At 66.3% G+C, this 24526-nt stretch carries 18 protein-coding genes and 1 pseudogene; 11 read left to right on the top strand and 8 right to left on the bottom strand.

All coding sequences use genetic code 11. The features are described from left to right. Positions 1–529: 529 nt before the first annotated feature. A pseudogene (locus tag CCS01_RS18785) lies at positions 530–745 on the top strand (transposase); the annotation flags it as partial. A 156-nt stretch (positions 746–901) separates the two neighbouring features. Here the strand turns inward: CCS01_RS18785 and CCS01_RS18790 are convergent. From CCS01_RS18790 to CCS01_RS18825, 7 genes are all read right to left on the bottom strand, one after another. Then, a complete protein-coding gene (locus CCS01_RS18790; RefSeq protein WP_104520305.1) occupies positions 902–1651 on the bottom strand; it encodes a response regulator transcription factor in 750 nt (249 codons plus the stop codon). Positions 1652–2337: 686 nt separating this feature from the next. Continuing rightward, positions 2338–2967: an SAM-dependent methyltransferase gene (locus tag CCS01_RS18795; RefSeq protein ID WP_204848351.1), complete on the bottom strand. Its 630-nt coding sequence runs from the start codon at positions 2965–2967 to the stop codon at positions 2338–2340. A gap of 231 nt (positions 2968–3198) precedes the next feature. After that, complete coding sequence (locus tag CCS01_RS34725; protein WP_170114652.1) at positions 3199–5154, bottom strand: ABC transporter permease; 1956 nt, start codon at positions 5152–5154, stop codon at positions 3199–3201. Further along, positions 5151–6713 carry a sugar ABC transporter ATP-binding protein gene (locus CCS01_RS18810; protein WP_104520306.1) on the bottom strand — a complete coding sequence of 521 codons (1563 nt, stop codon included), beginning with the start codon at positions 6711–6713 and terminating at the stop codon, positions 5151–5153. Before CCS01_RS18810 ends, CCS01_RS34725 begins: the two co-directional genes overlap by 4 nt. Before the next feature lie 30 nt (positions 6714–6743). After that, positions 6744–7841: a sugar ABC transporter substrate-binding protein gene (locus CCS01_RS18815; protein WP_158258485.1), complete on the bottom strand. Its 1098-nt coding sequence runs from the start codon at positions 7839–7841 to the stop codon at positions 6744–6746. Between the two features lie 64 nt (positions 7842–7905). Beyond that, the gene (locus CCS01_RS18820; RefSeq protein WP_104520308.1) at positions 7906–8874 is read right to left on the bottom strand and encodes an SDR family oxidoreductase; all 969 of its coding nucleotides are present in this window, start codon (positions 8872–8874) and stop codon (positions 7906–7908) included. 163 nt (positions 8875–9037) lie between these two features. Beyond that, entirely contained in the window at positions 9038–9910 is an 873-nt protein-coding gene (locus CCS01_RS18825; protein WP_104520309.1) for a ferritin family protein, read from the bottom strand. A 259-nt stretch (positions 9911–10169) separates the two neighbouring features. Here CCS01_RS18825 and CCS01_RS18830 point away from each other — a divergent pair, with 259 nt between their 5' ends. From CCS01_RS18830 to CCS01_RS18860, 7 genes are read left to right on the top strand one after another with little or no spacing between them, the layout of a single operon-like run. Further along, complete coding sequence (locus CCS01_RS18830) at positions 10170–12164, top strand: NosR/NirI family protein (RefSeq protein ID WP_239992246.1); 1995 nt, start codon at positions 10170–10172, stop codon at positions 12162–12164. A gap of 49 nt (positions 12165–12213) precedes the next feature. Further along, a complete protein-coding gene (nosZ, locus tag CCS01_RS18835) occupies positions 12214–14154 on the top strand; it encodes a TAT-dependent nitrous-oxide reductase (RefSeq protein WP_104520311.1) in 1941 nt (646 codons plus the stop codon). A gap of 2 nt (positions 14155–14156) precedes the next feature. Next, entirely contained in the window at positions 14157–15437 is a 1281-nt protein-coding gene (locus CCS01_RS18840; protein ID WP_104520312.1) for a nitrous oxide reductase family maturation protein NosD, read from the top strand. Beyond that, entirely contained in the window at positions 15434–16351 is a 918-nt protein-coding gene (locus CCS01_RS18845; RefSeq protein ID WP_104520313.1) for an ABC transporter ATP-binding protein, read from the top strand. Before CCS01_RS18840 ends, CCS01_RS18845 begins: the two co-directional genes overlap by 4 nt. Further along, a complete protein-coding gene (locus tag CCS01_RS18850; RefSeq protein ID WP_104520314.1) occupies positions 16345–17181 on the top strand; it encodes an ABC transporter permease subunit in 837 nt (278 codons plus the stop codon). Before CCS01_RS18845 ends, CCS01_RS18850 begins: the two co-directional genes overlap by 7 nt. Positions 17182–17192: 11 nt before the next feature. After that, positions 17193–17693, top strand: a complete 501-nt coding sequence (locus CCS01_RS18855; RefSeq protein WP_204848352.1) for a nitrous oxide reductase accessory protein NosL — start codon at positions 17193–17195, stop codon at positions 17691–17693. Further along, positions 17690–18670 (top strand): FAD:protein FMN transferase, encoded by a 981-nt coding sequence (locus CCS01_RS18860; RefSeq protein WP_104520316.1) that lies wholly within the window; start codon positions 17690–17692, stop codon positions 18668–18670. Before CCS01_RS18855 ends, CCS01_RS18860 begins: the two co-directional genes overlap by 4 nt. 406 nt (positions 18671–19076) lie before the next feature. On the opposite strand, the gene CCS01_RS18865 is transcribed toward CCS01_RS18860, so the two are convergent. Next, positions 19077–19919: a hypothetical protein gene (locus tag CCS01_RS18865; RefSeq protein ID WP_146101840.1), complete on the bottom strand. Its 843-nt coding sequence runs from the start codon at positions 19917–19919 to the stop codon at positions 19077–19079. Positions 19920–20150: 231 nt separating this feature from the next. Here CCS01_RS18865 and CCS01_RS18870 point away from each other — a divergent pair, with 231 nt between their 5' ends. The 3 genes from CCS01_RS18870 to CCS01_RS18880 all read left to right on the top strand — a co-directional run bounded on the left by CCS01_RS18870 (position 20151) and on the right by CCS01_RS18880 (position 24248). Next, on the top strand, positions 20151–22442 hold the full coding sequence (locus CCS01_RS18870) for a TPR domain-containing protein (protein ID WP_158258486.1): 2292 nt from the start codon (positions 20151–20153) through the stop codon (positions 22440–22442). Then, on the top strand, positions 22432–22770 hold the full coding sequence (locus tag CCS01_RS33000) for a hypothetical protein (RefSeq protein WP_146101842.1): 339 nt from the start codon (positions 22432–22434) through the stop codon (positions 22768–22770). Before CCS01_RS18870 ends, CCS01_RS33000 begins: the two co-directional genes overlap by 11 nt. A 353-nt stretch (positions 22771–23123) precedes the next feature. Beyond that, positions 23124–24248, top strand: a complete 1125-nt coding sequence (locus CCS01_RS18880; protein WP_158258487.1) for an acyltransferase family protein — start codon at positions 23124–23126, stop codon at positions 24246–24248. Positions 24249–24526 lie beyond the last annotated feature (278 nt).

Consider the following 24526-nt stretch of genomic DNA (forward strand, 5'->3'; position numbering starts at 1 on the left):
AAGCAGTTTTCCTTTGATGTGGGCTGCTTTGGGCGGGATGAGGAACCGTTGGCGCGCGCCAACACCTAGATCGCCCGGCCAGATGGCCTTGGTTGTGCACGGCGCAGCCGCAACCCCTCAGGGTTCGTTTCACATAATTGCAACTCATGCGTGTCATCAATGGCAGCGGTTTGCAGCTTGGGCGGACCGTTATGAATTGGCAACACGCCGCTGATGTCCTCACCTTTCCCCAGCCTGGCATTGCCGCGAACGGCCCTCAAGGACGCTGCGCGCCGTGAAGAACGGTGGCCTGGCGGCCATCCTTGACCGCCGCTCGCGGCAACGCCCCGGGGTAGGCAGGTCGGGACGAAGGGATGGTCCTTCAGTCGAACCAAGGGATGGACACTGGAGAGGCTGAGCCGATCCGTCACAGCGGCTCATGATGCCCTGGCTGGCCGTGGGTGACGACCTCCGTGGCACGAAAACATGCGCACCGAGAGGGTCCGTTTTCGCGAGCAAAAGTGGGTCCGTTCCCATGAGCGCTGACAGCCTGCCGCCGGTCATCGAGGCCGCCCGGACCATCAAGCGGCACTGGAACGGCATCCTGCACTGGCATGAAACCAAGATCGTCAACGGCATCCTTGAAGGCATCAACAGCCTGGTTCAGGCGGCCAAAGCCAAGGCCCGGGGCTACCGCTCATCCCGCAACCTGAAGGCGATGATCTACCTCATCGCGGGCAAGCTCGAACTCGCCTTACCTACCTGAAACAGCGAGGAACCCTCGGTTGCAATGAAGGTGGAAATACGATTGGTTTCAAAAACCTTCGTCTGCCAATACGTCAACGCAAACAACAGCAGGCCCGTCATGAGCGAGGTGCCGGCGAACACAGCCGACAACCGGAACGTTGACGAGTGGGTCAGCCTATTTTGGTTCACGGAGGACGAATCCCATGCCCCGGACGCTGAGCAGCATCGGTGGCTCATTCTGGCCGTCGATCTTGCGGCGCAGGTGCCCGACATGAACATCGACCAGATTGGTCTGCGGCATGAACCGGTAGTGCCAGACGTCCTCCAGAAGCATATTGCGCGTGAGGACGCGGTCCGGCTGGCGCATGAAGTAGTCGAGCAGCTTGAACTCGCTCTTTGACAGCTCGATGGTGCGCCGGCCGCGCCTTGCGATTCGCTCGATCAGATCGAGTTCGAGATCCCCGACGCGCAGGATCGTTGCGCGGATTTCCACCGGACGACGAAGCAGGGCATCCACCCTGGCTGCGAGTTCCGGCAGGGCAAACGGCTTGATGAGGTAGTCGTCACCGCCGATTTTCAGGCCACGGACCCGGTCGTTCACGGCGCCCAGAGCGCTGACAACGAGCACCGGCATCCTGAATCCGTCGCGGCGCAGGTCCCGGATAATCGACAGGCCGTCACACTCGGGCAGCATCAGGTCGACGATCAGAAGGTCATAGTGGCCTTGCCGGGCCTCTTTTGCGCCCAGTAGCCCGGTCGCGGCATGGCTGATCTCGTAGGCACGATCCGCGAGGTCGTTCAGCACCTCATCGGCGATTTCCACGTCGTCTTCTATCAGAAGGATTCGGGCTCTTGGCGACGCGGTTGAGCGTTCGGAAGCATGAATGCCAGCGTTTGGAATTTCGGGACCATTTTCAAGATTCATCGGCTTGACCTTCCGAATCGCGGTGCAATCAGGGTGAAGCTGGAGGCTTTGTTAAAATGGCGTCGTAATGCATTGCGGGCAATGAACGCTTACGAACCTGGATATGTCGTTCCACCCAGGATCGGGCTGGTGCGACAGCCGCAACGTTCTTCCATTCCGTTTCACCAGGGCCGGTGCGGATATTACCATAGGAGGCTGCCGAATAGCCATGTTCCGCAAATCAGGCTCGCGTTGCGGGTGATGGCTGAGCGGGCCTGTGTACGCAGGTATCGGCACATCCGGTTCGGCATAAACAAGCCACAATTTCTTTCTCATCAATGGCTTTTATTGCGCGCAGAACCCTCGACAAGCTGTCTGCAGCCTGCCGGGTTTCACAAGACCGGATCTTTTGTGCCGCTAATCAATCGTTAAGGCAAGTGCACGACCACCTGCCAGCAAAAACACCGTTAACAATTTAAGAAAAATTTCAAATTCATCAGCGCGAAAACCGGTTTTCCCGGCACCGGAACGCCGCGACTGACCCAAGGCTCACGGATCGACAGGCGCCTTCAGCCAATGGATACCTCATCATGCCAATCCATCGATATGAAGAGGCAGGCACCAGCTTGGCAAATCGGCTGGCGAGCTATGGTGCGCCGGTCCTTTGCTGCCAAGTGGCCGCTTCGCCGCCGGCAATGGTGCCGCAGTCACCCGGGTGGCCTGTCGGGCTTGCGAGCGACCAGATCGATGAGTGCCGACAGGCCCTTGTGCGCCGAACCTTCCTCAATGACCGCGTCGTAGGAGGCCAGAAGGAGGGTTTCGAAGTCGCTGAATGTCTCGCGCAGCATCACCTCGGTGTAGAGGTTTTCAACGTAGGGCGGTCCGCCTGTGCCATACCGCAGCTGTTCGGTTCGGTAACCTTCCAGCAGGATCAGGCCGCCGGGACGCAATGCCTGCTTCATGCGCCTGAACAGCAGCGCACGCAGGTCGGGGCCGGCAAACTGAATGAAGATTGCCGCAATCACATCAAACGCGACTTCCGGAAACGCCCATTCACTGAGATCAGCCAGTTCGAGGCGCAACTGAACGCCTTGGGCTTCGGCAAGGTGGCGCGCCTTTTCCTGTGCCGCGATGGAAGCATCGATGGACAGGACATCCAGGCCTTGCCCCGCCAGCCAGACGCCATTCCGCCCTTCGCCATCAGCCACGGCCAGAGCCACCTGACCAGGTCGCAATCTGCCAGCCTGCGAGGCGAGGAAAGCATTTGGTGCCTTGCCGAACAGGTAGTCCGCACCGGAATAGCGAATATCCCACTGCACGATATGATCTTTCATCATGGGTCCACCAACCTCCGGATAGGCAGGTTGCCGGAAACTCGACCGGCTCCGCGGTGAATTTGCGGCGCTGCAGCCTGGAACGCTACACACATGTTACCATGCCGGCGTCCACTGGCAAGCCTCCGGTGGACGGTCGTTACTTCAGTCGGCAGGCCGAAAATTGGATTCTCTGGCCGCGCGTGGCCGAGGTCGGCGACATCTGGAACGCACGTCGCACGACGGGCAGCATTGTCAGCGGCGGCGTCCACTGGCTCCACGGCTATTCACCAGCAACATCGCAATGATGACAATTCCATAGATGATCCGCCGGCTCGCCTCCGGCATCTGCATTACCGACAGCATCGACGTGAGCAGGCTGATCATCAGCACACCGGCCACGGTGCCGATATAGCTGCCGCGCCCGCCGAGGATGTTGGTGCCGCCCAGCACCACCGCGGCAACCGCGGGCAGCAGGTACTCATCTCCCATTCCCTGGTAGGACTGATCAAGCCGCCCCGCCAGCATAACACCGCCAAGGGCGCTCGCCAGACCGGAAAACAGGAAGCATGTCGTGACAACGCCGCCCGTGCTGATTCCGGAAAGATACGCTGCACGCTCGCAGTTCCCTGTCGCGTACACCTTGCGGCCAAAGGGCGTGCTCCGAAGGATCAGCACCATTGCCACCGAAACCGCCAGCCAGACCCACAGAATGTTCGGTATGCCGCCGAAGCTGCTGTCCTTGCCAAGCTGCCGCATCAGTTCCGACGCTCTGGTCTGCGGCGCGAATCCTCCTGTGTAGATCACCGCGAGTCCCAGCAGCACAGCGTTGGTGGCCAATGTCAGGATCATTGACGGCAACCGGAACCATGCTACGCCTATGCCGTTGAACAGGCCCACCAGCCCGCCGACCGCAAGCCCGAGCGGAATCGCCAGGGTAGCCCACGGTTCGCCCATGCCCGCGAGGCTCGTCGCTGTCATCGCCGCGACCGTCATCGTCCACGGGACGGACAGGTCGATCTCCCCCAGCAGAATGACCAGCATCTGTCCGGCCGCAACGATTCCAAGAAACGCCGCAATACGCAGTTGCAGCAGCAAGTATCCGGGCGACAGGAACGAAGGCAGATAGGAACTGCCGATCAGCAGGATAGCGACGATGCCGCCAAGCGTCACCAGAACGGCGTTGTCGATGCCCGGGAGCAATGTCCGGCCGGCGTTGGCGGACGATGTGTCCCGCGCGCTCAGCAGCTCCAACCGGTTGCGGTTGGCCAATAGGCGGAATGCGCCCAGGCCGATCGCCGCCAGCAGCACCACGCCTTCGAACAACGGCTGTGCCAGCGGCGAAACGCCGGCGAACAGCAGCAGCCCGGAGATGGTGCGCAACGCATAGGCGCCGAAGATGGAGCCGACAACGCCACCACTGCCGCCCGTCAGCGACGTGCCGCCGATGACGACGGCGGCAATCGATTTCAGCGTATAATCGGCGCCCACCTGTGCATCGCCCGACAGCGTCTGCAATGCCAGGAACAGGCCGCCGCACGCCGCGAGCAGGCCCGCCAGCGTATAGGCGGCCAGGCGCGACCGCCCGACGCGCACGCCAGACAGGAAGGCCGCCGTCTCCGACGATCCGGCCGCGTAGCAACCACGCCCGAGGACGGAATTGCGGAACGGCACCCATACCACCAGCACGACGCCGGCCAGCAGCAGCAAGGATGTCGGGATTACGCCGAAGGTTTCATTCGTCAGCAGATCGCCGAGACCCTCGTCGATGCTGCCGCCGGGCACCGGGCGCAGCAGATAGGCGATGCCGCTGAAGATCGCTCCGGTCGCCAGGGTCGCAATGATCGCCTGGATGCGCCCGGCCACGACGACCAGCCCGTTGACGAATCCGCAGGCGGCGCCGGCCAGCAACGTCACCACGATGCCGGCGATGATCTGCGGCGTTGAGCCATTCACCAGGTGTGACGCGACGCAGTTCGTCAGCGCCAGGACCGCCCCGACCGACAGGTCAAGGCCGCCCGTCAGCACCGGCAGCGTCTGTGCCATTGCCGCGAACGCCAGCGCGAGGCCTTGGTTAGCCGCCGGCGTCGTCACCATGATCGACAGGCCGCGCGGGTGCAGTATCAGGAACGCAACGAACAGCACGACGAACAGGGCAGCCGCGAAGATCGTGCGCCGGTTGCGCTGGATCGCGGGCGGCAGCGCGCTCATGCCCGCACCGTCGGGCGCGGCGCGCCGGCCGGAGCCATCCTGATCGACAGGGAGGCCGAAACGATGTTGGCTTCGGTGATGTCTGCGCCTGCAAGTTCCCGCATCACGCGGCCGCGATAGATGATGGCGACGCGGTCGCACATGCCGACCAGTTCGTCATAGTCGGTGGTGTAGAACAGCACCGTCACGCCGCTGTCGGCCAACTGGCGCACCAGGGCATAGAATTCCTGCTTGGTACCGACGTCGATGCCGCGCGTCGGGTCCATCAGCAGCAGGATGCCCGGACCGGTCGCCAGCCACTTGCCCAACACCACCTTCTGCTGGTTGCCGCCGGACAATGTTCCAACTGGAGCCGAAATGGAGCCGGCCTTGATGTGCAGGCGCTCGACCTCTGTGGCTACCAGACGCCGTTCCGCGGCCGGATTCAGAGCCGGTCCCCGGCACAGTCGGTCCAGCGAGGCAAGGCTGAGATTTTCCCTCACCGAGAGCGGCAGCAGCAATCCCTCGACCTTGCGATCCTCCGGCACCAGCGCGATTGGTATCGCTGCCGACATGGCGGCTTTCGGTCCGGAGAATGCTACGGGCTTTCTATCCACGACGATCTCGCCGGTCACGTCTTTCAGCACGCCGAACAGTGCCAGCAGCAGTTCGCGCTGCCCCTGGCCATCCAGCCCCCCCAGACCGAGGATTTCCCCGCGCCGCACCTCAAGCGAGATGCCCCGCAGCCGGTTGTTCCAGGCCAAGTCGTGCACCTGCAATATCGGGTTTGCCATCGCCGGCATCGGCGGTGGCTTCGGCGGATAGGTCTGCGCGATCTCGCGGCCGATCATCAGGTTGATGATATCATGCTCACTGCGGCTGCCCTGGGAGAACGTCTCGATATGGCGGCCACTGCGGAACACCGAACATGTGTCCGCCAGCGCATCGATTTCGTGCATGCGGTGCGAGATGAACAGGATCGCCGTTCCTTCGTCCCGCAACGTCCGCAGCAGCATATAGACAGTCTGCACGTCGGTCGCGGTCAGCGCCGACGTCGCCTCGTCCATGATCAGCAGCCTCGGCGATCGGCCCAGCGCCTTGGCGAATTCCACCAGTTGCCGGCGGGACAGCGGCAGGTCGCGCACCGCCATGCCCGGATCGATGTCCGGACAGCCGACGCGGGCGAGAAGAACCTCCGCCTGGCGGCGCTGGGCGCGGCGGTTGATGAAGCCGCACAGGCCGGGTGGTTGCGTGATGCAAATATTGTCTGCGACGCTCAGGTCCGGCAGCAGCGACAGTTCCTGGAACACGCAGACGAAGCCGTGCCGCACGGCATCCAGCGGATCGGCGAAATGCACCCTGCGGCCGGCCACTTCCATGTGGCCGCTGTCCGGCTGCACGGCGCCGGCGATGGTCTTGATCAGCGTGCTCTTGCCGGCGCCGTTCTCGCCCAGCACGGCGTGGATGCTGCCCTGGCGGCAGGTGAAATCCACGCCGTCCAGGGCCGTCACGCCTCCGTAACGCTTGTGCACGCCGCTCAGGCGCAGGAACGGCGTGCCGGCATCCGGCTGGTCCTGCATGGTCTGCCGTTCCTCAGCCGCGCATCGCACTCAGGTATTGTCCGGCGTCTGCTTCAGCAACTCGTCGATCGGGATCACCACGTTGCAAGCCTTGATGTCGGCGCCGTCCTGGAAATTGTCCGGCAGCTTGCTGGAGTAATTCACGCCGTCCTTCAGGTCCTTCGAGTACAGCGTCGGCACCGGCAGTTGGATCAGTTGCGGGATCGGATGGCCCTGAAGCTCGGCGATCGCCGCCTTCATCGCCACCACCGCCAGCAGCGGCGACTGGACGCGGGCAATCGCGGTCCAGCCCTGGTCGTGGATCATTTTCAATGAGCCGTTCTCGCCCGAGGTCCCCAGCGGCACTTTCGGATGCTTCGCATCGCTCAGCGCGTTCATCAGCCCGGTGGAGCCATGCTGCGCAACGATGCCGGCGAACGGTCCCTGGGTCGCGATGGCGTCGCTGACGACCTTCTGCACCGTGCCGTCATCCCAGTTGCCGACAACGGTTACGACCTCGATTCCCGGCTTGTTGTCGAACACCTTGTGAAAGCCGATCGAGCGGTCGCGGTCCACGGAATTGCCGGGCAGGCCGCGGATTTCCAGCACCTTGCCTTTCTTCTCCGGCATGTTGTCATAGACGAACTGCGCCTTGACCGTTTCGAGCTCGACCTGCGGTTCGGTCACCTGGATCACCTGGTCGGTGTCCAGGACATTGTCGAACGGCACCAGCACCACGCCGGCCTTGCGAGCGCGCTTGATCACCGGCTCGAACGAGGTCGGGTTGACGGCGATGGTGATGATGGCGTCGTAGCCGGCGGCGATCAGGTTGTCGATGGCGCCGATCTGCGCGGCGACGTCGGTTCCGGTCGAAACGATCTTGAGTTCCTTGATCTCCTTGGCGTTCTCCGGCCGCGCGGCCCAGGCCTTCAGGCCCTGGATCATCTGGATCCGCCAGCTGTTGCCGGCGAAGCCGTTGGCCAACGCCACCCGGTATGGCCCCGGCCGTGCCGTCATCGTCATGATCTTGTGGCCGGCTGCCGGCTTGAAGCATTGCGGATTATAGGTTTCCTGGGGCCCGGCCGCGTAGCAGGTGAAGACCAGGCCAGTCGCCAGCACGCCAGCGAGTCCCAGTTTGCGGATTGCCATTGTTCGAACCTCCCCCGTTGGTTCCATTGGCTGGAACCCATTGTGTGGTCGTCAGAAGAAAAACTCAGGTCCCAAGCCGCCAGCCGATTTCCGCTGCAAGTTCTTCGAAGAAGTCGAGATCATAGGCCCGTTCCGGCGACTGGCGGACTTTCGCATCGATCCTGTGCGCATCCTCGCCGACAAGAATGCGCCACCGATCGGCCTTGACGCCATCCAGGATGATGGTCGCCGCCTGCGCCGCGGTGGTGGGTGCTTCCTCAAGAAAACGCCGTGCCCGCTCGGCCATCATCGTTCGCAGCTGATCATCCGACATCGACGTGTCCATGCCCATCGACGCCAGGCGAGCCCGCGCCTGCGCGACCTCCGCGGCGGTGATCTCATCCGACATGCTGCCGCTCTGGATCTTTCGGGAGTTGGCCATGATGGAGGTGCCGATGTGCCCGGGCATGACGACGGAGCACTTTATATGAGATGCGTTCATCCGGAGATCGGTGATCAACGCCTCGGTGAACCCTTTCACCGCGAATTTCGCCGCCGAATACGCCGTGTGGGGCACGCGCGGCCCGACCGAGGCCCAGAAGCCGTTGACGCTGCTGGTGTTGACGATGTGGCCCTGGTCCGCCCGTTGCAGCATCGGCAGGAAGGCGCGGGTGCAGTGATAAACGCCGCCCCAGCAGATGTTGAAGGTCCGTTCCCATTCCTCGCGGCTGTTCGCGATCATGCTGCCGCCGCCGCCGATTCCGGCGTTGTTGAACAACAGGTGGATCCGGTCGGATTCCTGCCGCTCGGCGACCTCGTCGCGGAAACGTTGCACGTGCGCTTCGTCGGCGACGTCGGCCAGGTGGGTGGTGATGCGCAGGCCCTGTGGCAGCTTTTCGGCCTGGCACAGCCGTTGCGTCTCGGCCATCGCCGGGGCGGAGACATCGCACATCGCCACGTTGCAGCCCTCGGCGACCAACTGGCGGACAAGTTCCCGGCCCATGCCGGTGCCGCCACCGGTGACGACCGCGATCCTGCCAGCGAAATCCTGCATGTCGTGCCTCCTGTTTTTCTTGCTTGGCTGGCTCAGCCGGTGCGGCGGAGCGAGACCAGGGTTGGCCCTCCCGCGCACGAGCCTGTCATCGCCGTCGCCGCGAAGCAATCCCCCGGCCATACACGTGATCGGGCGACGGCCGCTTCAGGTCATGCCCGCCGGATCAACACGGATCGCCACGCGGCGCCAGCAGCGAATTTTGCCAGGCTCCTCCGGCCAGGGCCAGCCAGCGGATCGTGCGTTCGGCTTCCCGCTGTGCGGCCGCCATCACTTCAGGGTCGGTGGTCCGCGCCACGATTTCGCTCAGGCGCTCGAAGGATTCCTCCAGCACCCGCAATCCGTCGCGCACCGTGGCGGCAGTATCGCCGGGGCTGCTCGTCGGATCCTCCTCCTGCGCGACCTGGCGAAAAGCCGCGGCGAGGACGGCGTCGCCTTCTGCCTCCAGCCGCGTTGCCAGCGCAGCGTGAAGCCCGGCCGCAGCGGCGCGTTCAATCGGCAGGGCGGCATGCAGCGCGGCGGCAGTGTCCGACGAAGGCGGCACGGGCGTTGGCCGTTGCTCGCGCCGCCAGGCTTCCCGCCGGGCGCGGCGCAGCAGGGCGGCGTGTTCCAGTTCGTCACGCGCAAGGTCCTCGGCGATCGCCGCCATCGCGGGCGGCGCGGCGGCGGCGGCGTGGCAGTAGAAGGCGAAGGCGCGCTCCTCGTTGCGCACCGCGATAGCCAGCGCGGCATAGGGCGTCAGGGTCGCCGATCCGGCGGCCTCTTCGTCGAAGTTCTCCGGAACCTCCCACTGCACGCGTGCCGGGTCGGGGAGGGCGCCGATCAACTCGTGGCTGCGGACCTCGACCTGATGCGCGTGCTTGGATTCGATACTGGATAGGAACAAAAACAGTTCCTCCAGGTCCTTTTCGCCATAAAGTCGCATTTTTGATGCAAGATTTAGATAACGAGATGCGGCTTCTTTTTCAAGCGCATGCGCAAGGGCAATCAGGTCGGCCTGGGTTCTCATTGGCGGGGGCAGGGGCGGCGGGCGGTCCATCGAAATCTCCTACTTCGCGACTCGGAATAACGCTCGCGTTATGCGCCGGGACAGTGTAGAGGACCGCCGCGAAGGAGGGCCAGTCGTGTTTGGCAGATTTTGGCAACAATCATTTGTCCTGGTCTGGCTCCTTCTTGTCGCGGCACTGCCTGGTACTGCGCATGCCGATCACCTTACTGATTACATCTCAAAGGTTACGGCAGGTGACATCGTCCCGGGCGCCGATCGGCTGGGCCCGCTGGAAGGCCATCCTTCCGCAATGCCGGCTTATGCCGGCCAGAAACTGCTCGGCTGGATCTTCCTGAATACCGACGTCGCGCCGGCCATGGGCTATTCCGGCAAGCCGATCCGGATCCTGATCGGCCTGACCAAGGACGGAAAGATCGCCGGCGCGAAACTGATGGAGCACCATGAACCGATCGTCCTGATCGGCATTCCGCCGGCGCGGATCAATGCTTTCATCAATGGCTATATCGGTCAGGATGTCAGCGGAATTTCCGCGATCTCGGAACGGCCGCCGGTGGATATCGTCAGCGGCGCGACGGTGACCGTGATGGTCATTGGCGATTCGATCATGCGCTCGGCGCGACGCATGGCGCGCCTGCATGCTCCGGGCGGAGCGTCCGTCGTGGCGGCCGCGCCGGCGCGGCAGATCGACCCCGCCGCCGGAACGGTCGAGGACTGGGCGGCCCTGGTCAAGGACGGATCCGTGCACCGCCTGCACCTGACCGTCGGGCAGGTCAGCGACGCCTTCGCCCATGCCGGGCACCAGGATGCCGCGGTGCGGCCGGAAACAGACGACTCGAACAGTGACTTTATAGATATGTACACGGCGCCGGTCAGCGTGCCGGCGATCGGCCGCAGCCTGCTCGGACAGGTCGGGTATGACCACATGCGCAGCCTGCTGAAGCCCGGGCAGCAGGCGATCGCGGTGTTTTCGCAGGGCGCCTATTCCTTCAAGGGCTCGGGCTATGTGCGCGGCGGCATCTTCGATCGCTTCACCGTGGTCCAGGGCGACCAGTCGATCCGCTTCCGGGACATCAACCATACCCGCCTGGGCAACGCCGCGGCCGTGGGCGCGCCGGATTTCGTCGAGGCGGACCTGTTCGTTGTTCCGAACGGCATGAAACTTGATCCGGCGGCGCCGTGGCGGCTGCAACTGCTGGCGCAACGGGCCACCACCGGTCGCGACAAGGCGTTCCTGACGTTCGACCTCGCCTATGACCTGCCGGAGAAATACCTGGCGCCACTGCCCAAGGCCCCGCCGCCGCAGGCCGAGCAAGCCGAGCCCGCGCCGCCGCCGCTGTGGCACGTGATGTGGCGGGCGGATGCCGGCAAGGTCGTGGTCCTTTCGATCGCGATCCTGGTCCTGACGGCGATTTTCTTCTTCCAGGACTGGTTCGCCCGCCATCCCGTCCTCTACGACCGTGTCCGCCTCGGCTTCCTCACCTTCAGCCTGGTCTGGATCGGCTGGTACGCCCAGGCGCAGTTGTCCGTGGTGAACGTGCTGGCCTTCCTGTCGGCGCTGCGCAGTGATTTCAGCTGGGACTACTTCCTCATGGCCCCGCTGATCTTCATCCTGTGGTTCGCCACCGCCGCGTCCATGCTGTTCTGGAACCGCGGCGCCTTCTGCGGCTGGCTGTGCCCGTTCGGCGCCATGCAGGAACTGGCGAACCGCGGCGCCCGCCGCATCGGCATCAGGCAGCTGAAGATCCCCTTCGGCCTGCACCAGCGCCTGGCCGCGATCAAGTACGTCGTCTTCCTGGTGCTGTTCGGCATCTCCCTCAGCGCGCTGGGCACCGCCGAGAAGGCGGCCGAGGTCGAGCCGTTCAAGACCGCCATCGTCCTGCATTTCCTGCGCAGCTGGCCATTCGTGCTGTATGCCGTGGCACTGCTGGCCGCCAGCCTGTTCGTCGATCGTTTCTTCTGCCGCTATCTCTGCCCGCTGGGCGCGGCGCTGGCGATCCCGGCGCGGCTGCGGCTGTTCGACTGGCTGCGGCGCTACCGCGAATGCGGCAGCCCGTGCCAGCGCTGCGGCAACGAATGCCCGGTACAGGCGATCCACCCCGAGGGTCATATCAATCCCAGCGAATGCATCCAGTGCCTGCACTGCCAGATGCTCTACCACCACGACCGGATGTGTCCGGTGATGATCCAGCGCCGGCTGAAGCGGGAGAAATACCTCGCCTCCGCCCCGCCGCCACAGCCGCCGCGGCCCGCGCCGAAGCGGCCGATCCCGGCGCCCGTGGAATAGCGGGCTCCGAACCCCCGGCGCCGCAGGGCGCCCGCCCGAGGAGACACACATGACCGACGAAACACCCAAGGACGCCACCAGCCTGCGCCGCCGCGGCCTGCTCGGCGGCACCGCCACCGCGGCCCTGGCCGGGATCGCCGCCGGCGCCGGCGGCACCGCGCTGAGCCGCAACGCGCTGGCGGCGTCGAGCGCGGGCGGACTGAGCGCCGAGGTCAGGCCGGGTGACCTCGATGAATACTACGGCTTTTCCTCGGGCGGCCAGACCGGCGAGGTGCGCATCATCGGCCTGCCGTCCTCACGCGAGCTGATCCGCATCCCGGTGTTCAACCGCGACGCCGCCACCGGCTGGGGCATCACCAACGAAAGCAAGAAGATCCTGACGGAGAACATGCTGCCGGCGACGAAGGAATTCCTCGCCAAGCGCTTCGGCGGCCAGAACGTTGCGGACGCGTTCGATTACCACAACGGCGACGCGCATCATCCGCACATGTCGTTCACCGATGGCACCTATGACGGGCGCTACATCTTCGTCAACGACAAGGCGAACTGCCGCGTCGCGCGCATCCGCTGCGACGTGATGAAGACCGACAAGATCATCGAGATCCCGAACGCCTCCGACATCCACGGCATGCGTCCGCAGAAGTATCCGCGCACCGGCTATGTGTTCGCCAACAGCGAGCATGTCATCCCGATCCCCAACGACGGCTCGGTGCTGGACGACCCGAAGAACTACTGGTCCGTGTTCACCGCCATCGACGGCGACAAGATGGAGGTCGCCTGGCAGGTGCTGGTGGACGGCAACCTGGACAATTGCGACTGCGACTACCAGGGCAAGTATGCGTTCTCGACCTGCTACAACCCGAAAAAAGGCGTGACGCTGGCGCAGATGACCGACCACGAGCAGGCGTGGGCGGTGATCTTCAACATCAAGCGCATCGAGCAGGCGGTCGCCAGCGGCGACTACAAGGTCATGAGCGGCGTGAAGGTGGTGGACGGGCGCCATGGCACGAAATACACCCGCTACATTCCAGTGCCGAACTCGCCGCATGGCGCCAACACCGCGCCCGATGGCATCCATGTGGTGTTCAACGGCAAGCTGTCGCCGACGGTCACCGTGATCGACGTACGCCGCCTGGACGACCTGTTCGACGACAAGATCCAGCCGCGCGGCGCCGTCGTGGCCGAGCCGGAAGTCGGCCTCGGCCCGCTGCACACCGCCTATGACGGGCGCGGCAACGCCTACACCACGGTGTTCATCGACAGCCAGATGGTGAAGTGGAACATCGACAAGGCCAAGCGCGCCTTCGCCGGTGAGAAGGTCGATCCGATCATCCAGAAGATCGACGTGCACTACCAGCCCGGGCACGACCACACCACCATGGGCGAGACCAAGGAAGCCGACGGCAAGTGGCTGATCTCGCTGAACAAGTTCAGCAAGGACCGGTTCATCAACACCGGCGTGCTGAAGCCCGAGAACGACCAGCTGATCGACATCTCCGGCGACGAAATGAAACTGGTGCACGACGGCCCCAGCTTCGCCGAGCCACACGACATCTGCATCGTGCATCGTTCCAAGGTCAATCCGATCAGCATCTGGAAGCGCGACGATCCGATGTGGGAAGATGCCCGCAACCAGGCGAAGAAGGACGGCGTGAAGCTGGAGGAAGCCGCCCACGTCATCCGCGACGGCAACAAGGTGCGGGTGTACATGACCTCCAACGCGCCCGCCTACAGTCTCGACAAGTTCGAGGTGAACCAGGGCGACGAGGTGACCGTGACGATCACCAACATGGACGAGGTCGAGGACCTGACCCACGGCTTCACCCTGGTGCGCCACGGCATCGCCATGGAGATCGGCCCGCAGGCCACCGCCTCCGTCACCTTCACGGCGGATCGGCCCGGGGTGCACTGGTGGTATTGCCAGTGGTTCTGCCATGCGCTGCACATGGAAATGTCGGGGCGGATGCTGGTGCATCCGAAGAGCGTCTGAGCATGCGGTGCGGCTGCACACTTCTGGCGGCTGCGCTGCTTGCGGCGACCGGGGCCTGTGCGGCCGAAACCATCGTGCCGCCGGGCGACGGCCTGGCTGCGGCAATTGCCGCGGCCAATCCCGGCGACACGCTGCGCCTCGCCGCGGGCGTGCACCGCGGCAGCGTGGTGGTGGACAAGCCGAGCCTGGTGCTGCAAGGCGAGCCGGGTGCGGTGCTCGACGGCCTGGGCGCCGGCATGGCGATCCATGTCACTGCCCCCAACGTCACCATAAGCGGCCTGACCGTCACCGGCTCGGGCCGCAGCCTGATCGACAAGCACAGCGGCATCTTCCTCGACACCACGGCCGACCACGCCATTGTCGAGGACGACCTTCTGAAAGACAACCTGATCGCCATCTACCTGGAAGGATCTCATAGCACAACGATCCGCCGCGTGCGCATCGACGGCCTGCGGATCCTGCGCCGACCGGAGCGCGGGCCGGCGATCTCCGTCTGGAACGCGCCCGGCGCGCTGATCGAGGACAGCGACATCGCCGGCGGCCGCGACGGCGTGTTCTCGGTGACCAGCCGCGACGATGTCGTCCGCAACAACCGCTTCAGCGACCTGCGCTTCGCCGTGCACTTTATGTACACCAACCACAGCATGGTCACCGGAAACGTTTCCATCGGCAACAACGTCGGCTATGTCATGATGTATTCCGACCACCTGACGCTCGACGGCAACGTCTCCGACGGCGACCGCGACCACGGGCTGCTGTTCAACTATGCCAACTACTCCCGCATCACCGGCAACGTCGTGCGCAACTCCGAGAAGTGCGTGTTCATCTACAACGCCAACCACAACCGTTTCGAGGGCAACTGGTTCGAGGGCTGCCGCATCGGCGTCCACTTCACCGCCGGCTCGGAGGGTAACGCCATCACTGGCAACGCCTTCGTCGGCAACCAGACCCAGGTGAAGTACGTCGGCACCCGCAACCTGGACTGGGCCGAGCACGGCCGCGGCAATTACTGGAGCGACAACGCCGCCTTCGACCTGAACGGCGACGGCATCGCCGACACGCCGTACCGCCCCAACGACATCATCGACCAGGTGGTCTGGCGCGCGCCGGCGGCGAAGCTGCTGATGAACAGCCCGGCGGTGCAGGTAGTGCGCTGGGCGCAGCGGCAGTTCCCGGCGATCCATCCCGGCGGCGTCATCGATTCCGCCCCACTGATGCAGCCGCCGCGCCCGCCCGCGCTGGCGAAGCTGCCGCCGCGCGGCGAGGCCGGGCAGGCCCAATGACTGAACCCCTGATCACCCTCTCCCACGTCACCATGACGTTCGGCCGCCAGGTCGCCGTCCGGGACGTTTCCTTGGCGCTCAATTCCGGTGAATGCGTCGGCCTGGTCGGCCATAACGGTGCCGGAAAGAGCACGCTGATCAAGCTGATGCTCGGCCTGATCCGGCCCACCGGCGGCCACGTGCACGCGCTGGGCGGCGACCCGGCCGGGGCGGCGGCGGGGCGGGCGCGCGTGGCGCTGGGCTACCTGCCCGAGAACGTCGCCTTCCAGCCGGCGATGACCGGGGCCGAGACGCTCGCCTTCTACGCCCGGCTGAAGCGGCAGGACGTGCGCGGCAATGCGGCGCTGCTGGCGAAGGTAGGGCTGGAACAGGCGGCGCGCCGGCGAGTCGGCACCTATTCGAAAGGCATGCGCCAGCGGCTTGGCCTCGCGCAGGCGCTGCTGGGCAGCCCGCGCGCGCTGCTGCTGGACGAGCCGACGACCGGCCTCGATCCCGCGGCGCGGCAGGATTTCTACGCGCTGCTGCGCGACCTGCGCGACGGCGGCGTCGGCGTGCTGCTGTCCTCGCATGCGCTGGCAGAAATGGAGGGGCAGGTGGACCGCGTCGTGGTGATGAACGCCGGGCACAAGGTCGCCGACGGCTCGCTGAACGACCTGCGTGCGCTGGCCGGAACCCGCCCGCGCCTGGTGGTCCGTCTCGCCGGGGCACCGCGCGCCGTGGTGAACGTGCCGGACCGCTGGATCGGCTGGCGGATGATTTGCGACGACGTCCTGGACATCGAATGCGACGAGGCCGATCTGCCCGCGCTGATGCGGACCCTGCCGCAGGAGGTGATCGAGGTCGACATCGCCCGCCCCAGCCTCGACGACGTCTATGCCGCCTTCCTGCGCGGCAAGGCAGCGGCCCGATGCTGACCATCCTGATCCTGGCCGGCAAGGAACTGCGCGACGGCCTGCGCAACCGCTGGGTGCTGGGCGCGACGCTGTTGCTGACGGTATTCGCGCTGACGCTGGCGTTCCTCGGCGCGGCGCCGACGGGCACAGTGAAGGTGGCGCCGCTGGCCGTCACCATCGTCAGCCTGTCCAGCCTGTCGATCTTCCTGCTGCCGCTGATCGCGCTGCTGCTGTCGCACGATGCCATCGTGGGTGAGGCCGAGCGCGGCACGCTGGCGCTGCTGCTGGCCTATCCGGTGGCGCGCTGGCAGGTGGTCATCGGCAAGTTCCTCGGCCACGTCGCCATCCTGGCCTTCGCCACGCTGACTGGCTTCGGAGTCGCCGCGGCGGCGCTGAGCGCGACCGAGGGCGCCCCCGAGGGAGCAGACGTCTCCGCCCTGCCGGCCTTCGCCGTGCTGCTGGGCAGTTCGGTGCTGCTGGGCGCGGCCTTCGTCGCCATCGGCCTGCTGGTCAGCACGCTGGTGCGGGAGCGCAGCACCGCCGGCGGCATCGCCATCGGCCTGTGGCTCGGCTTCGTGCTGATCTGGGACATGGCGCTGCTGGGCGTGCTGGTGACGGACCAGGGACGCAGCGTGACCGGCGGCGTGCTGGACGGTCTGCTGCTGCTGAATCCCACGGACGCCTACCGCCTGCTCAACCTCACCGGCGACAACGTGGGGGCGTTCGGCGGCACCGCCGGGCTGGCCCGGCAGACGGCGCTGACTCCGCCGGCGCTGCTGGCGGCCCTGCTGGCCTGGGTCGCGCTGCCGCTGGCCGCCGCCGTCGCCCGCTTCGCCCGCCGCCCGGTCTGATGGAGGCCGCTTTGTATCGTCGTTCCCTGCTGCTCGTTGGCCTTCTGTCGATCGCTGCGTGCAAGAAGCAGACAGCCGAAACCGCTCCCCCCGCGCCGCGGCCGATCGGCGCGTCGGCCGTCGCCGAGTTCTGCGGCATGAACCTGCTGGAGCATGCCGGCCCGAAGGCGCAGATCTTCGTGCGCGACCGGCCGGACCCGTACTGGTTCGCCACCGTGCGCGACGCCATCGCCTTCACCCGGCTGCCGGAGATGCCCGCGGACATCACCGTGATGTGGGTCAGCGACATGGCGCGCTCGCATCAATGGGAGCAGCCCGACGCCTGGGTGGACGCCTCGCGCGCCGTCTTCGTCATCGGCAGCCGCCGGCGCAGCGGCATGGAAACCGCCGAGGCAGTGCCGTTCAGCGATCCCGCCGCCGCCCGGATGTTCGCCGAAAGCGACGGCGGGCAGGTGGTGCGCCTGTCGCAGATCCCGTCCAGCTACATTTTTCCGGAAGGCAGCCAGTCATGACGCCGATACGCCGCCGTCGCTTCATTGTGGTCTCCGCCGCCGCGGCGGGGCTGCCGATCCTGCCCGCCGCCGCGGCGCCGGGGCCGATGCTGCATGTGTGGCGCGGCAACGTGCTGGGGGCGGACGCGGTGCTGCAACTGCACCATCCCGATGCCGCGACAGCGCGCCGCCTGATCGCCGCGAGCCTGGAGGAGGTGGCGCGGCTGGAACGCCAGCTCAGCCTGTATCGCGACGACTCGGCGCTGGTGCGGCTGAACCGCGTGGGCGTGTTGGAGGATCCGCCGTTCGACCTGCTGCGGGTGCTGGCCGACTCGGCGCGGTTCCATGCGCTGACCGGTGGCGCGTTCGACGTGACGGTGCAGCCGCTGTGGGACCTGTATGCCGCGCATTTCGCGCAGCCGAACGCCGATGCAGCGGGGCCGCCGGCCGCGGCGGTCGCGGCGGCGGTGGCGCGGGTGGGGTGGAACCGCGTGACGCTGGATGCCGGGCGCGTCACGCTGGCGCCGGGAACCGCCATCACGCTGAACGGCATCGCCCAGGGGTATGTGACCGACCGGGTGGCCGAATTGCTGCGTCGTGGCGGCATCGCGCACGCGCTGGTCGACATGGGCGAGACGCGGGCGCTGGGCAGCTATCCCGATGGCGGCCCGTGGCGGGTCGGGTTGGAAGACCCTGCGGCGCCCGGGCAGGTCGCCGAGCGGATCGCGCTGGCGGACCAGGCGGTCGCCACCTCGGGCGGCTACGGGACACAGTTTGATAAGGCGGGCCGGTTCAACCACATCTTCGACCCGGGCACCGGCGGATCGAGCTGGCGCTATGCGGCAGTGTCGGTGGTGGCGGCGGAGGCGGCGACGGCGGATGCGCTGTCCACCGGGTTCTCGCTGCTGCCGGCGGACCGCATCGCGGCGCTGGCGCGGTCGCAGGATGCCGCCGTCCATCTGGCCTACGCGGACGGCCGGCGGGAGGTTCTGTCGTAGCGCTGGCGGACGCGCGGGCACGGGCACGGGCGCTGACGGTCGCCTCACCGTCATGGCCGGGCGTATCCCTACGCAATGCACACATCCTGGAAACGAGTGGGAAATGACCGTAAAATCAAGTGCTTGCCTGGGCGCCAAGAGCGTTCCTCCATCGTCATGGCCCGGCTTGTCCGGGCCACCTGTCGCGGCACAAGTGCTGGAATAGGTGGCCCGGACAAGCCGGGCCATGACGAAAGGGAAACGCAGCGGCGGACCGTTTCCGAGATGTGTGCATCCCGTAGGGCGTGCCCCGGCCATCCACCCCCCACCGTTGAAGCGCAGATGGCCGGGACCCGCCCGGCCGTGACGATGAGGAGACGACCTGGCTCCGCGCGCCCATCAGCGTCCCAGGTGCGGCTTCACGGTGTCACCCCCGCTTGCCCAGGTGCTCCAGCAGGGCAACCGCGCCGGGCAAAGCCTCCCGCCGCTCGCGCAGCAGCTTCTCGCCGCCGACGGCATAGACCGCCACGGCCGACAGCAGGTCGCGCAGCCGATCGGAAGCCGTGGCGTCGAACGGCAGCACGCAGCCGCCGGTGCGCCGCGCCAGGTCCCAGAACATCTCGGCGTCCCGGCGCGCCGCGGGATCGGCCGTGTCGTGCAGCACGATCAGCTTGGTGCCCCGTGCCGCCATGCTGTCGGCGATCTGGCGGCCCTGCGCCAGGCTCTCCTCGAACACGTCGCCGACATAGACGACCACCCGCACGCCCGGCGCCTTCACGCTGGCCGACAGGATCGGCAGCAGCCGTGTCAGCCCCGAGACGCAGGTGATCCCGGCGGCACGGTCGCGCAGCGTATTGGCGTTGCCGGTGAACGAGGTGAACGTGTGCACGCGCCCGCCGCCGTGCACCGCCAGCGCGACGTCCAGCTCGCCCGGCAGAGCCTTCACCAGCGCGTCCGTCACCCGGCGCGCGGCGGCCCAGGCCGGCTCTCGCGACGCGGTGGCGTCCACGGCGAAGACCAGGCGCGGGCGCGGCGGGGCGCCGGTGTCGGCCGGCGGCTCGGCGTGGGTCAGCTGTGCCAGCACGGCCGGGGCGGCGGAGGTGGCGGCGGCGATGACACCGCTCGCCATGGTCCGGAGCGTCGCCAGCAGGCCGCCGCCCTGTCCGCGGGGCGGCGGTACCGGCACCGGTGGCTGCGGCGGCGGCGCGTCATCGGGAACCAGGATGAAGTTCGGCTTGTCGGTCATGGCTGCCTCGGTGTGGACGCGCATTCCATGTCGGCTGCGTTCCGCCAGTCTGCAACCTCCGGGGCGTTTCCGCCACGGCTTCGACGAGGCAGGCTTCAGCCGGCGATGTCGGCCGCAAGGGACCGGTCATCCGTGCCGCGCCTGGCTGACGCGTCGTCCCTGTCCCGTGCGCGAAACCGCAGGCGCTGTCCGCCTGTACGACTTGTGATGCGACCCTCCGTCGCGGCCGGTAAACTGGAAGCTCGAGGCAACGGCATGACCCGCGTGCGTTGGATTGCAGCGTTTACTGTCATCATCAGCGGCCTGCTTTGCTGGGCGCCGGCGCAAGCGCAAGGCAGCGACGGCTTCGTTGGCGCGCGGGCCTGCGTGTCCTGCCACGCCGCCCAGGCGGAGCAATGGAAGACCTCGCATCATGCCCGCGCCATGCTCGACGCGACGCCGCCCAACGTGCTGGGTGATTTCTCGGCCGCGCCGTTCGTCAAGGACGGGATGGCGACGACGTTTTCCCGCGCCGGCGAGCGGTTCTCGGTGCGGACCGAAGGCCCCGATGGCCAGCCGCACGACTATGACCTGGCCTACACCTTCGGCATCGACCCGCTGCAGCAGTACCTGATCCGCCTGCCGGGCGGCCGCCTGCAGGCGTTCGGGCTGGCCTGGGACACGCGGCCGAAGGGGCAGGGCGGGCAGCGCTGGCTCGACCTGTATCCCGGCCAGACTCTGCACGCCGCCGATCGGCTGCACTGGACCGGGCGCGACCAGACCTGGAACTACCAGTGCGCCGCCTGCCACTCCACCAACCTGCGCAAGGGCTTCGACCTCGCCACCAACACCTATGCCACCACGTACACCGACATGGACGTGGCGTGCGAGGCGTGCCACGGGCCGGGCGCGCGGCACGTTGCCTGGGCGCGCGCGTACCGGACACCGGATACGTCTCCTGGCGACCACATGGGCCTGGCCAACTGGCTGCGGCCGACGGATTCCGGCCACTGGGAGATGAATTTGCAGACCGGCATCGCCCGCCGCACGGCGCCGCTGGCGTCAATCGAGCTCGATACCTGCGCGCTGTGCCATGCGCGGCGGAAGCCGTTGGTGCCGGCGCCGGTGGCAGGCGCGCCGCTGCTCGACAATGCGCAGCCGGCGCTGCTGGAGCCGGGGCTCTACTTCGCCGATGGCCAGATCGACGGCGAGGTGTTCGAGTACGGCTCCTTCGTCCAGAGCGCCATGCACCGCGCCGGCGTCACCTGCTCGGATTGCCACGAGCCGCATGGCCTGACGCTGCGGGCCGCGGGCAACGCGGTCTGCGCGCAGTGCCATATGCCGGCGCGCTTCGACACGGCGTCGCACCACCACCACGATCCGAACGGCGCTGGCGGGCGCTGCATCGCCTGCCACATGCCGACGCGGACCTACATGATCGTCCACGATCGGCATGACCACGGGCTGCGCGTGCCGCGGCCCGACGTTGCGGCGGCGGTGGGCGCGCCGGATGCCTGCACGCGCTGCCATGCCGAGCGCACGGCGGCCTGGGCGGCGCAGGCGATCGCCGGCTGGTACCCGGCCGGACGGCAGACCAGGCCGCATTTCGCCACCGCCCTGCAGGCCGGCCGCACCGGCGCCGCCGACGCCGGGCGCCTGCTGGACGCGCTGATCCGCGACACGCGGGAACCGCCGATGGCGCGGGCCACGGCGCTGGCGTTGTCGCACGACCAGGCCGAACCGATTGCGCCGGCCACGCTGCGGCAGGCGGCCATGGATGACAGCGCGCTGGTCCGCGCCGCGGCGCCTCGGGCGCTGCCGGCGATGCCGTCGCCCGCCATGGTGCAGGCGATCGCGCCGCTGCTGGACGACCGGATTCAAGGGGTGCGGGTGGAGACGGCGCGGGCGCTCGTCGGGCTGGATGCGCAACTGGCGCCGCGGCAGCGCGCATCCCTGGCCAGCGCCACGCAGGAACTCCTCGCCACCGAACTGACCGACGCCGATCGGCCGGAGACGCATTTGAATGTCGGGCTGCTGCGGGTGCGGGAGGGGCAGGCGACGGCGGCCGAGGATGCCTACCGGACGGCCCTGCGGCTCGATCCGCGCTTCGTGCCGGCGCTGGTGAATTGGGCGGATCTCGACCGCATGCGCGGCCAGGACGCCGCGGCCGAGGACAAGCTGCGCCAGGCTGTAACGATCGAGCCTGGCAACGCCGATGCCTGGCACGCGCTGGGGCTGGCGCTGGTGCGCCGACGCGCCATGCCGGAGGCGATGGCGGCGCTGCGCCGGGCGCACGAGCTTGCGCCGGACAATGCGCGCTATGCCTATGTGTATGCCGTCGGGCTGAACGGGGCAGGCGACCCGGCGCAGGCCCTGGCGGTGCTGGAGCAGGCACTCCGCCGGCATCCGGGCGACCGCGAGCTGCTGACGGCCGCCATCGCCATCGCCCGCGACAGCGGCGACATGCCGGCCGCGCTGCGCTATGCGCGGGCGCTGGCTGCCCTGGACCCGCAGGATGCCGCGCCGCGGCAGGTGATCGAGCAGTGGGAAAACGGGCGTGGCCCGTAGCGCGGGTGCTTGTCTGGCCGAGGACTGCGCGCGCGAGGCCGGGGCGCTCGGTGCGCCGGCATCGCATCCTTGGGGCGCATCCTGCCGTCATAAAGCTGTGGTCGCCGATGCGGCAGCAAGACAATCAAGAACGAAACCGCGTACTATGTTTTCGTGCCACGGCCGCATGATCCGGGAAGAGCGCCAAGCCTTTCCCGTCATGGTAGTGTCGATCCGGCCGAGCACCCGGGACTATCGGACGCTGATTGCTGGTGCGGTCCTTGTGGTGCTGCCGCTGCATCCATTGGTACATACCGGCGGCATCTCGATCCTGCTGGAGACGATATAGCCCGGCAAGCCGGTAATCGCCAGCGCCTCGTCCAGGGCGGGTGGGCTATGGCGATGATGGGGTTGCCTGCCGGCTGGTGCCAATGGGCGTTGCCGAGGTCTTCGGCTTGCTCGATAGGCAGCCGGCGGATCGCCGCGACTCGAGATCCCATCCAAGCCGCCGACGACTGAAACCATTGATGATGACGAGAAGCCGGACGCGCCTAAACGAACATCGCGGGCGCTACCATCCGGATCCTGGTGCTTGCTGGATCGCCGTAAAGCGAAATCGGGCGGCTTTGTGCATTAGCGCTATCGATTCCGTATATGGAACCGTATCATGGTTAGAACGATACCATGAGGTCTTACTCTAAAATGATAGCCGCCACTCCTTATTCGATCAGCCAGCGCGAGTCGATCTATCTTGATTTCGTCCGCGCTCTGGCGGCATTTTTCGTTGTCCTGGACCATGCGCCGACGTTGTTCGACCTGCCCGGCATCCCGCGCTGGGGCCACCAGGCGGTTATAGTGTTCTTCGTCCTGTCCGGTTATGTGATCAGCAACGTCGCCGATACGCGAGAAACGAACGCCCGCAGCTTTCTGATCGCCCGGCTCGCACGCTTGTGGTCCGTGCTTGTGCCTGCGATGGCACTCACGGTTGCATGCGATGTCGTGGGACGTAGCCTCGGGCACAATCCCTGGGCGTATGCCGAAGCACCGATCGATTGGCCGTTGATCCGCGTGGGCGCGATCGTCACATTCCTGTCGGAATCCTGGTTGAGTATCCAGCCGCTCTCGAATGGCGTGGTTTGGTCACTCTGCGCCGAATTCTGGTACTATATATTGTTTGCGGCCTGGACGTTCGTTCCCCCAGGACGGGCACGTAAAGTGGCACTTTCCATCGGCGTGCTTTTGGCCGGACACAAGGCGCTGCTGTTGAGTCCCATCTGGTTGATGGGGGTAGGGCTGCAAAGGTCCGCCAAGCTTCGACAGTTTGGTGGCAAAATCGGCGTGGTGTTCTGGGGAGCCGGATTCCTGCTCGTCGCTTGGGTGCTGGCGACCCATCTCTACGATCCGGCTATCGCCTTGATGCGGCATCTGGTCAGCCCATGGATCATGACCCAGTTGGCACAGGCTCGGGTCTTCTGGTTGGACTGGATGCTTGGGCTGGCCGTCGCACTTCATCTGCTGGGTGCGCGCAGCATATGTAACCGGATTCCGCTTGAGCGCATCGCTGCACCGATCCACTGGTGTGCAAGTATCAGCTTCGCGGCCTATTTGTTCCACATGCCGCTGTTGCACTTTTTTGCTGCCTTTCTGCCGAAGGATGCTGGCACCCTGGCAATTGGCCTGACCTTCCTGGTCATCGCGCTGCTTGGCGGGCCCGTGGAGAAATCCAAGCGCTGGTGGCGGTGGATGCTCGGATGGATCGCCGACCGGCTCCAAAGCGTCGCCTCCGGATTGGTTCTGGCAACGCGTCCGAATGTCGGCGGGCGATAGCCTCGGTCGGATTGACGCGGGGCAATGGCAAACCGCAGGCGGATTGAGACAGTCTCTCGGGTCGAGGTCTTTCGTCTTACTGTGTCATTTTCTCATTCACTGCCCGAGGCTGCTGCCGCAGGCAGCACGGACACCTGGGCAGTGCGGCAACTACAGCAGACCGCAGGTTGGTTGAGACACGGCGACGGCGCACCTCACGCGTCATGGCCCGGCTTGTCCGGGCCACCTATTCCAGCACGTGTGCCGCGACAGGTGGCCCGGACAAGCCGGGCCATGAC

The sequence above is a fragment of the Rhodopila globiformis genome (assembly GCF_002937115.1).
Classification (GTDB): Bacteria; Pseudomonadota; Alphaproteobacteria; order Acetobacterales; family Acetobacteraceae; genus Rhodopila; species Rhodopila globiformis.

What these genes read in the sequence shown, in the direction of transcription:
- CCS01_RS18880 (WP_158258487.1), top strand. Translation starts at nt 23,124, where the DNA reads ATGATAGCCGCCACTCCTTATTCGATCAGCCAGCGCGAGTCGATCTAT.
- CCS01_RS18790 (WP_104520305.1), bottom strand. Translation starts at nt 1,651, where the DNA reads ATGAATCTTGAAAATGGTCCCGAAATTCCAAACGCTGGCATTCATGCT.
- CCS01_RS18810 (WP_104520306.1), bottom strand. Translation starts at nt 6,713, where the DNA reads ATGCAGGACCAGCCGGATGCCGGCACGCCGTTCCTGCGCCTGAGCGGC.
- CCS01_RS34725 (WP_170114652.1), bottom strand. Translation starts at nt 5,154, where the DNA reads ATGAGCGCGCTGCCGCCCGCGATCCAGCGCAACCGGCGCACGATCTTC.
- CCS01_RS18850 (WP_104520314.1), top strand. Translation starts at nt 16,345, where the DNA reads ATGCTGACCATCCTGATCCTGGCCGGCAAGGAACTGCGCGACGGCCTG.
- CCS01_RS18840 (WP_104520312.1), top strand. Translation starts at nt 14,157, where the DNA reads ATGCGGTGCGGCTGCACACTTCTGGCGGCTGCGCTGCTTGCGGCGACC.
- CCS01_RS18815 (WP_158258485.1), bottom strand. Translation starts at nt 7,841, where the DNA reads ATGGCAATCCGCAAACTGGGACTCGCTGGCGTGCTGGCGACTGGCCTG.
- CCS01_RS18845 (WP_104520313.1), top strand. Translation starts at nt 15,434, where the DNA reads ATGACTGAACCCCTGATCACCCTCTCCCACGTCACCATGACGTTCGGC.
- CCS01_RS18825 (WP_104520309.1), bottom strand. Translation starts at nt 9,910, where the DNA reads ATGGACCGCCCGCCGCCCCTGCCCCCGCCAATGAGAACCCAGGCCGAC.
- CCS01_RS18860 (WP_104520316.1), top strand. Translation starts at nt 17,690, where the DNA reads ATGACGCCGATACGCCGCCGTCGCTTCATTGTGGTCTCCGCCGCCGCG.
- CCS01_RS18795 (WP_204848351.1), bottom strand. Translation starts at nt 2,967, where the DNA reads ATGATGAAAGATCATATCGTGCAGTGGGATATTCGCTATTCCGGTGCG.
- CCS01_RS18865 (WP_146101840.1), bottom strand. Translation starts at nt 19,919, where the DNA reads ATGCGCGTCCACACCGAGGCAGCCATGACCGACAAGCCGAACTTCATC.
- CCS01_RS18830 (WP_239992246.1), top strand. Translation starts at nt 10,170, where the DNA reads ATGCCGGCTTATGCCGGCCAGAAACTGCTCGGCTGGATCTTCCTGAAT.
- CCS01_RS18820 (WP_104520308.1), bottom strand. Translation starts at nt 8,874, where the DNA reads ATGCAGGATTTCGCTGGCAGGATCGCGGTCGTCACCGGTGGCGGCACC.
- CCS01_RS18870 (WP_158258486.1), top strand. Translation starts at nt 20,151, where the DNA reads ATGACCCGCGTGCGTTGGATTGCAGCGTTTACTGTCATCATCAGCGGC.
- nosZ (WP_104520311.1), top strand. Translation starts at nt 12,214, where the DNA reads ATGACCGACGAAACACCCAAGGACGCCACCAGCCTGCGCCGCCGCGGC.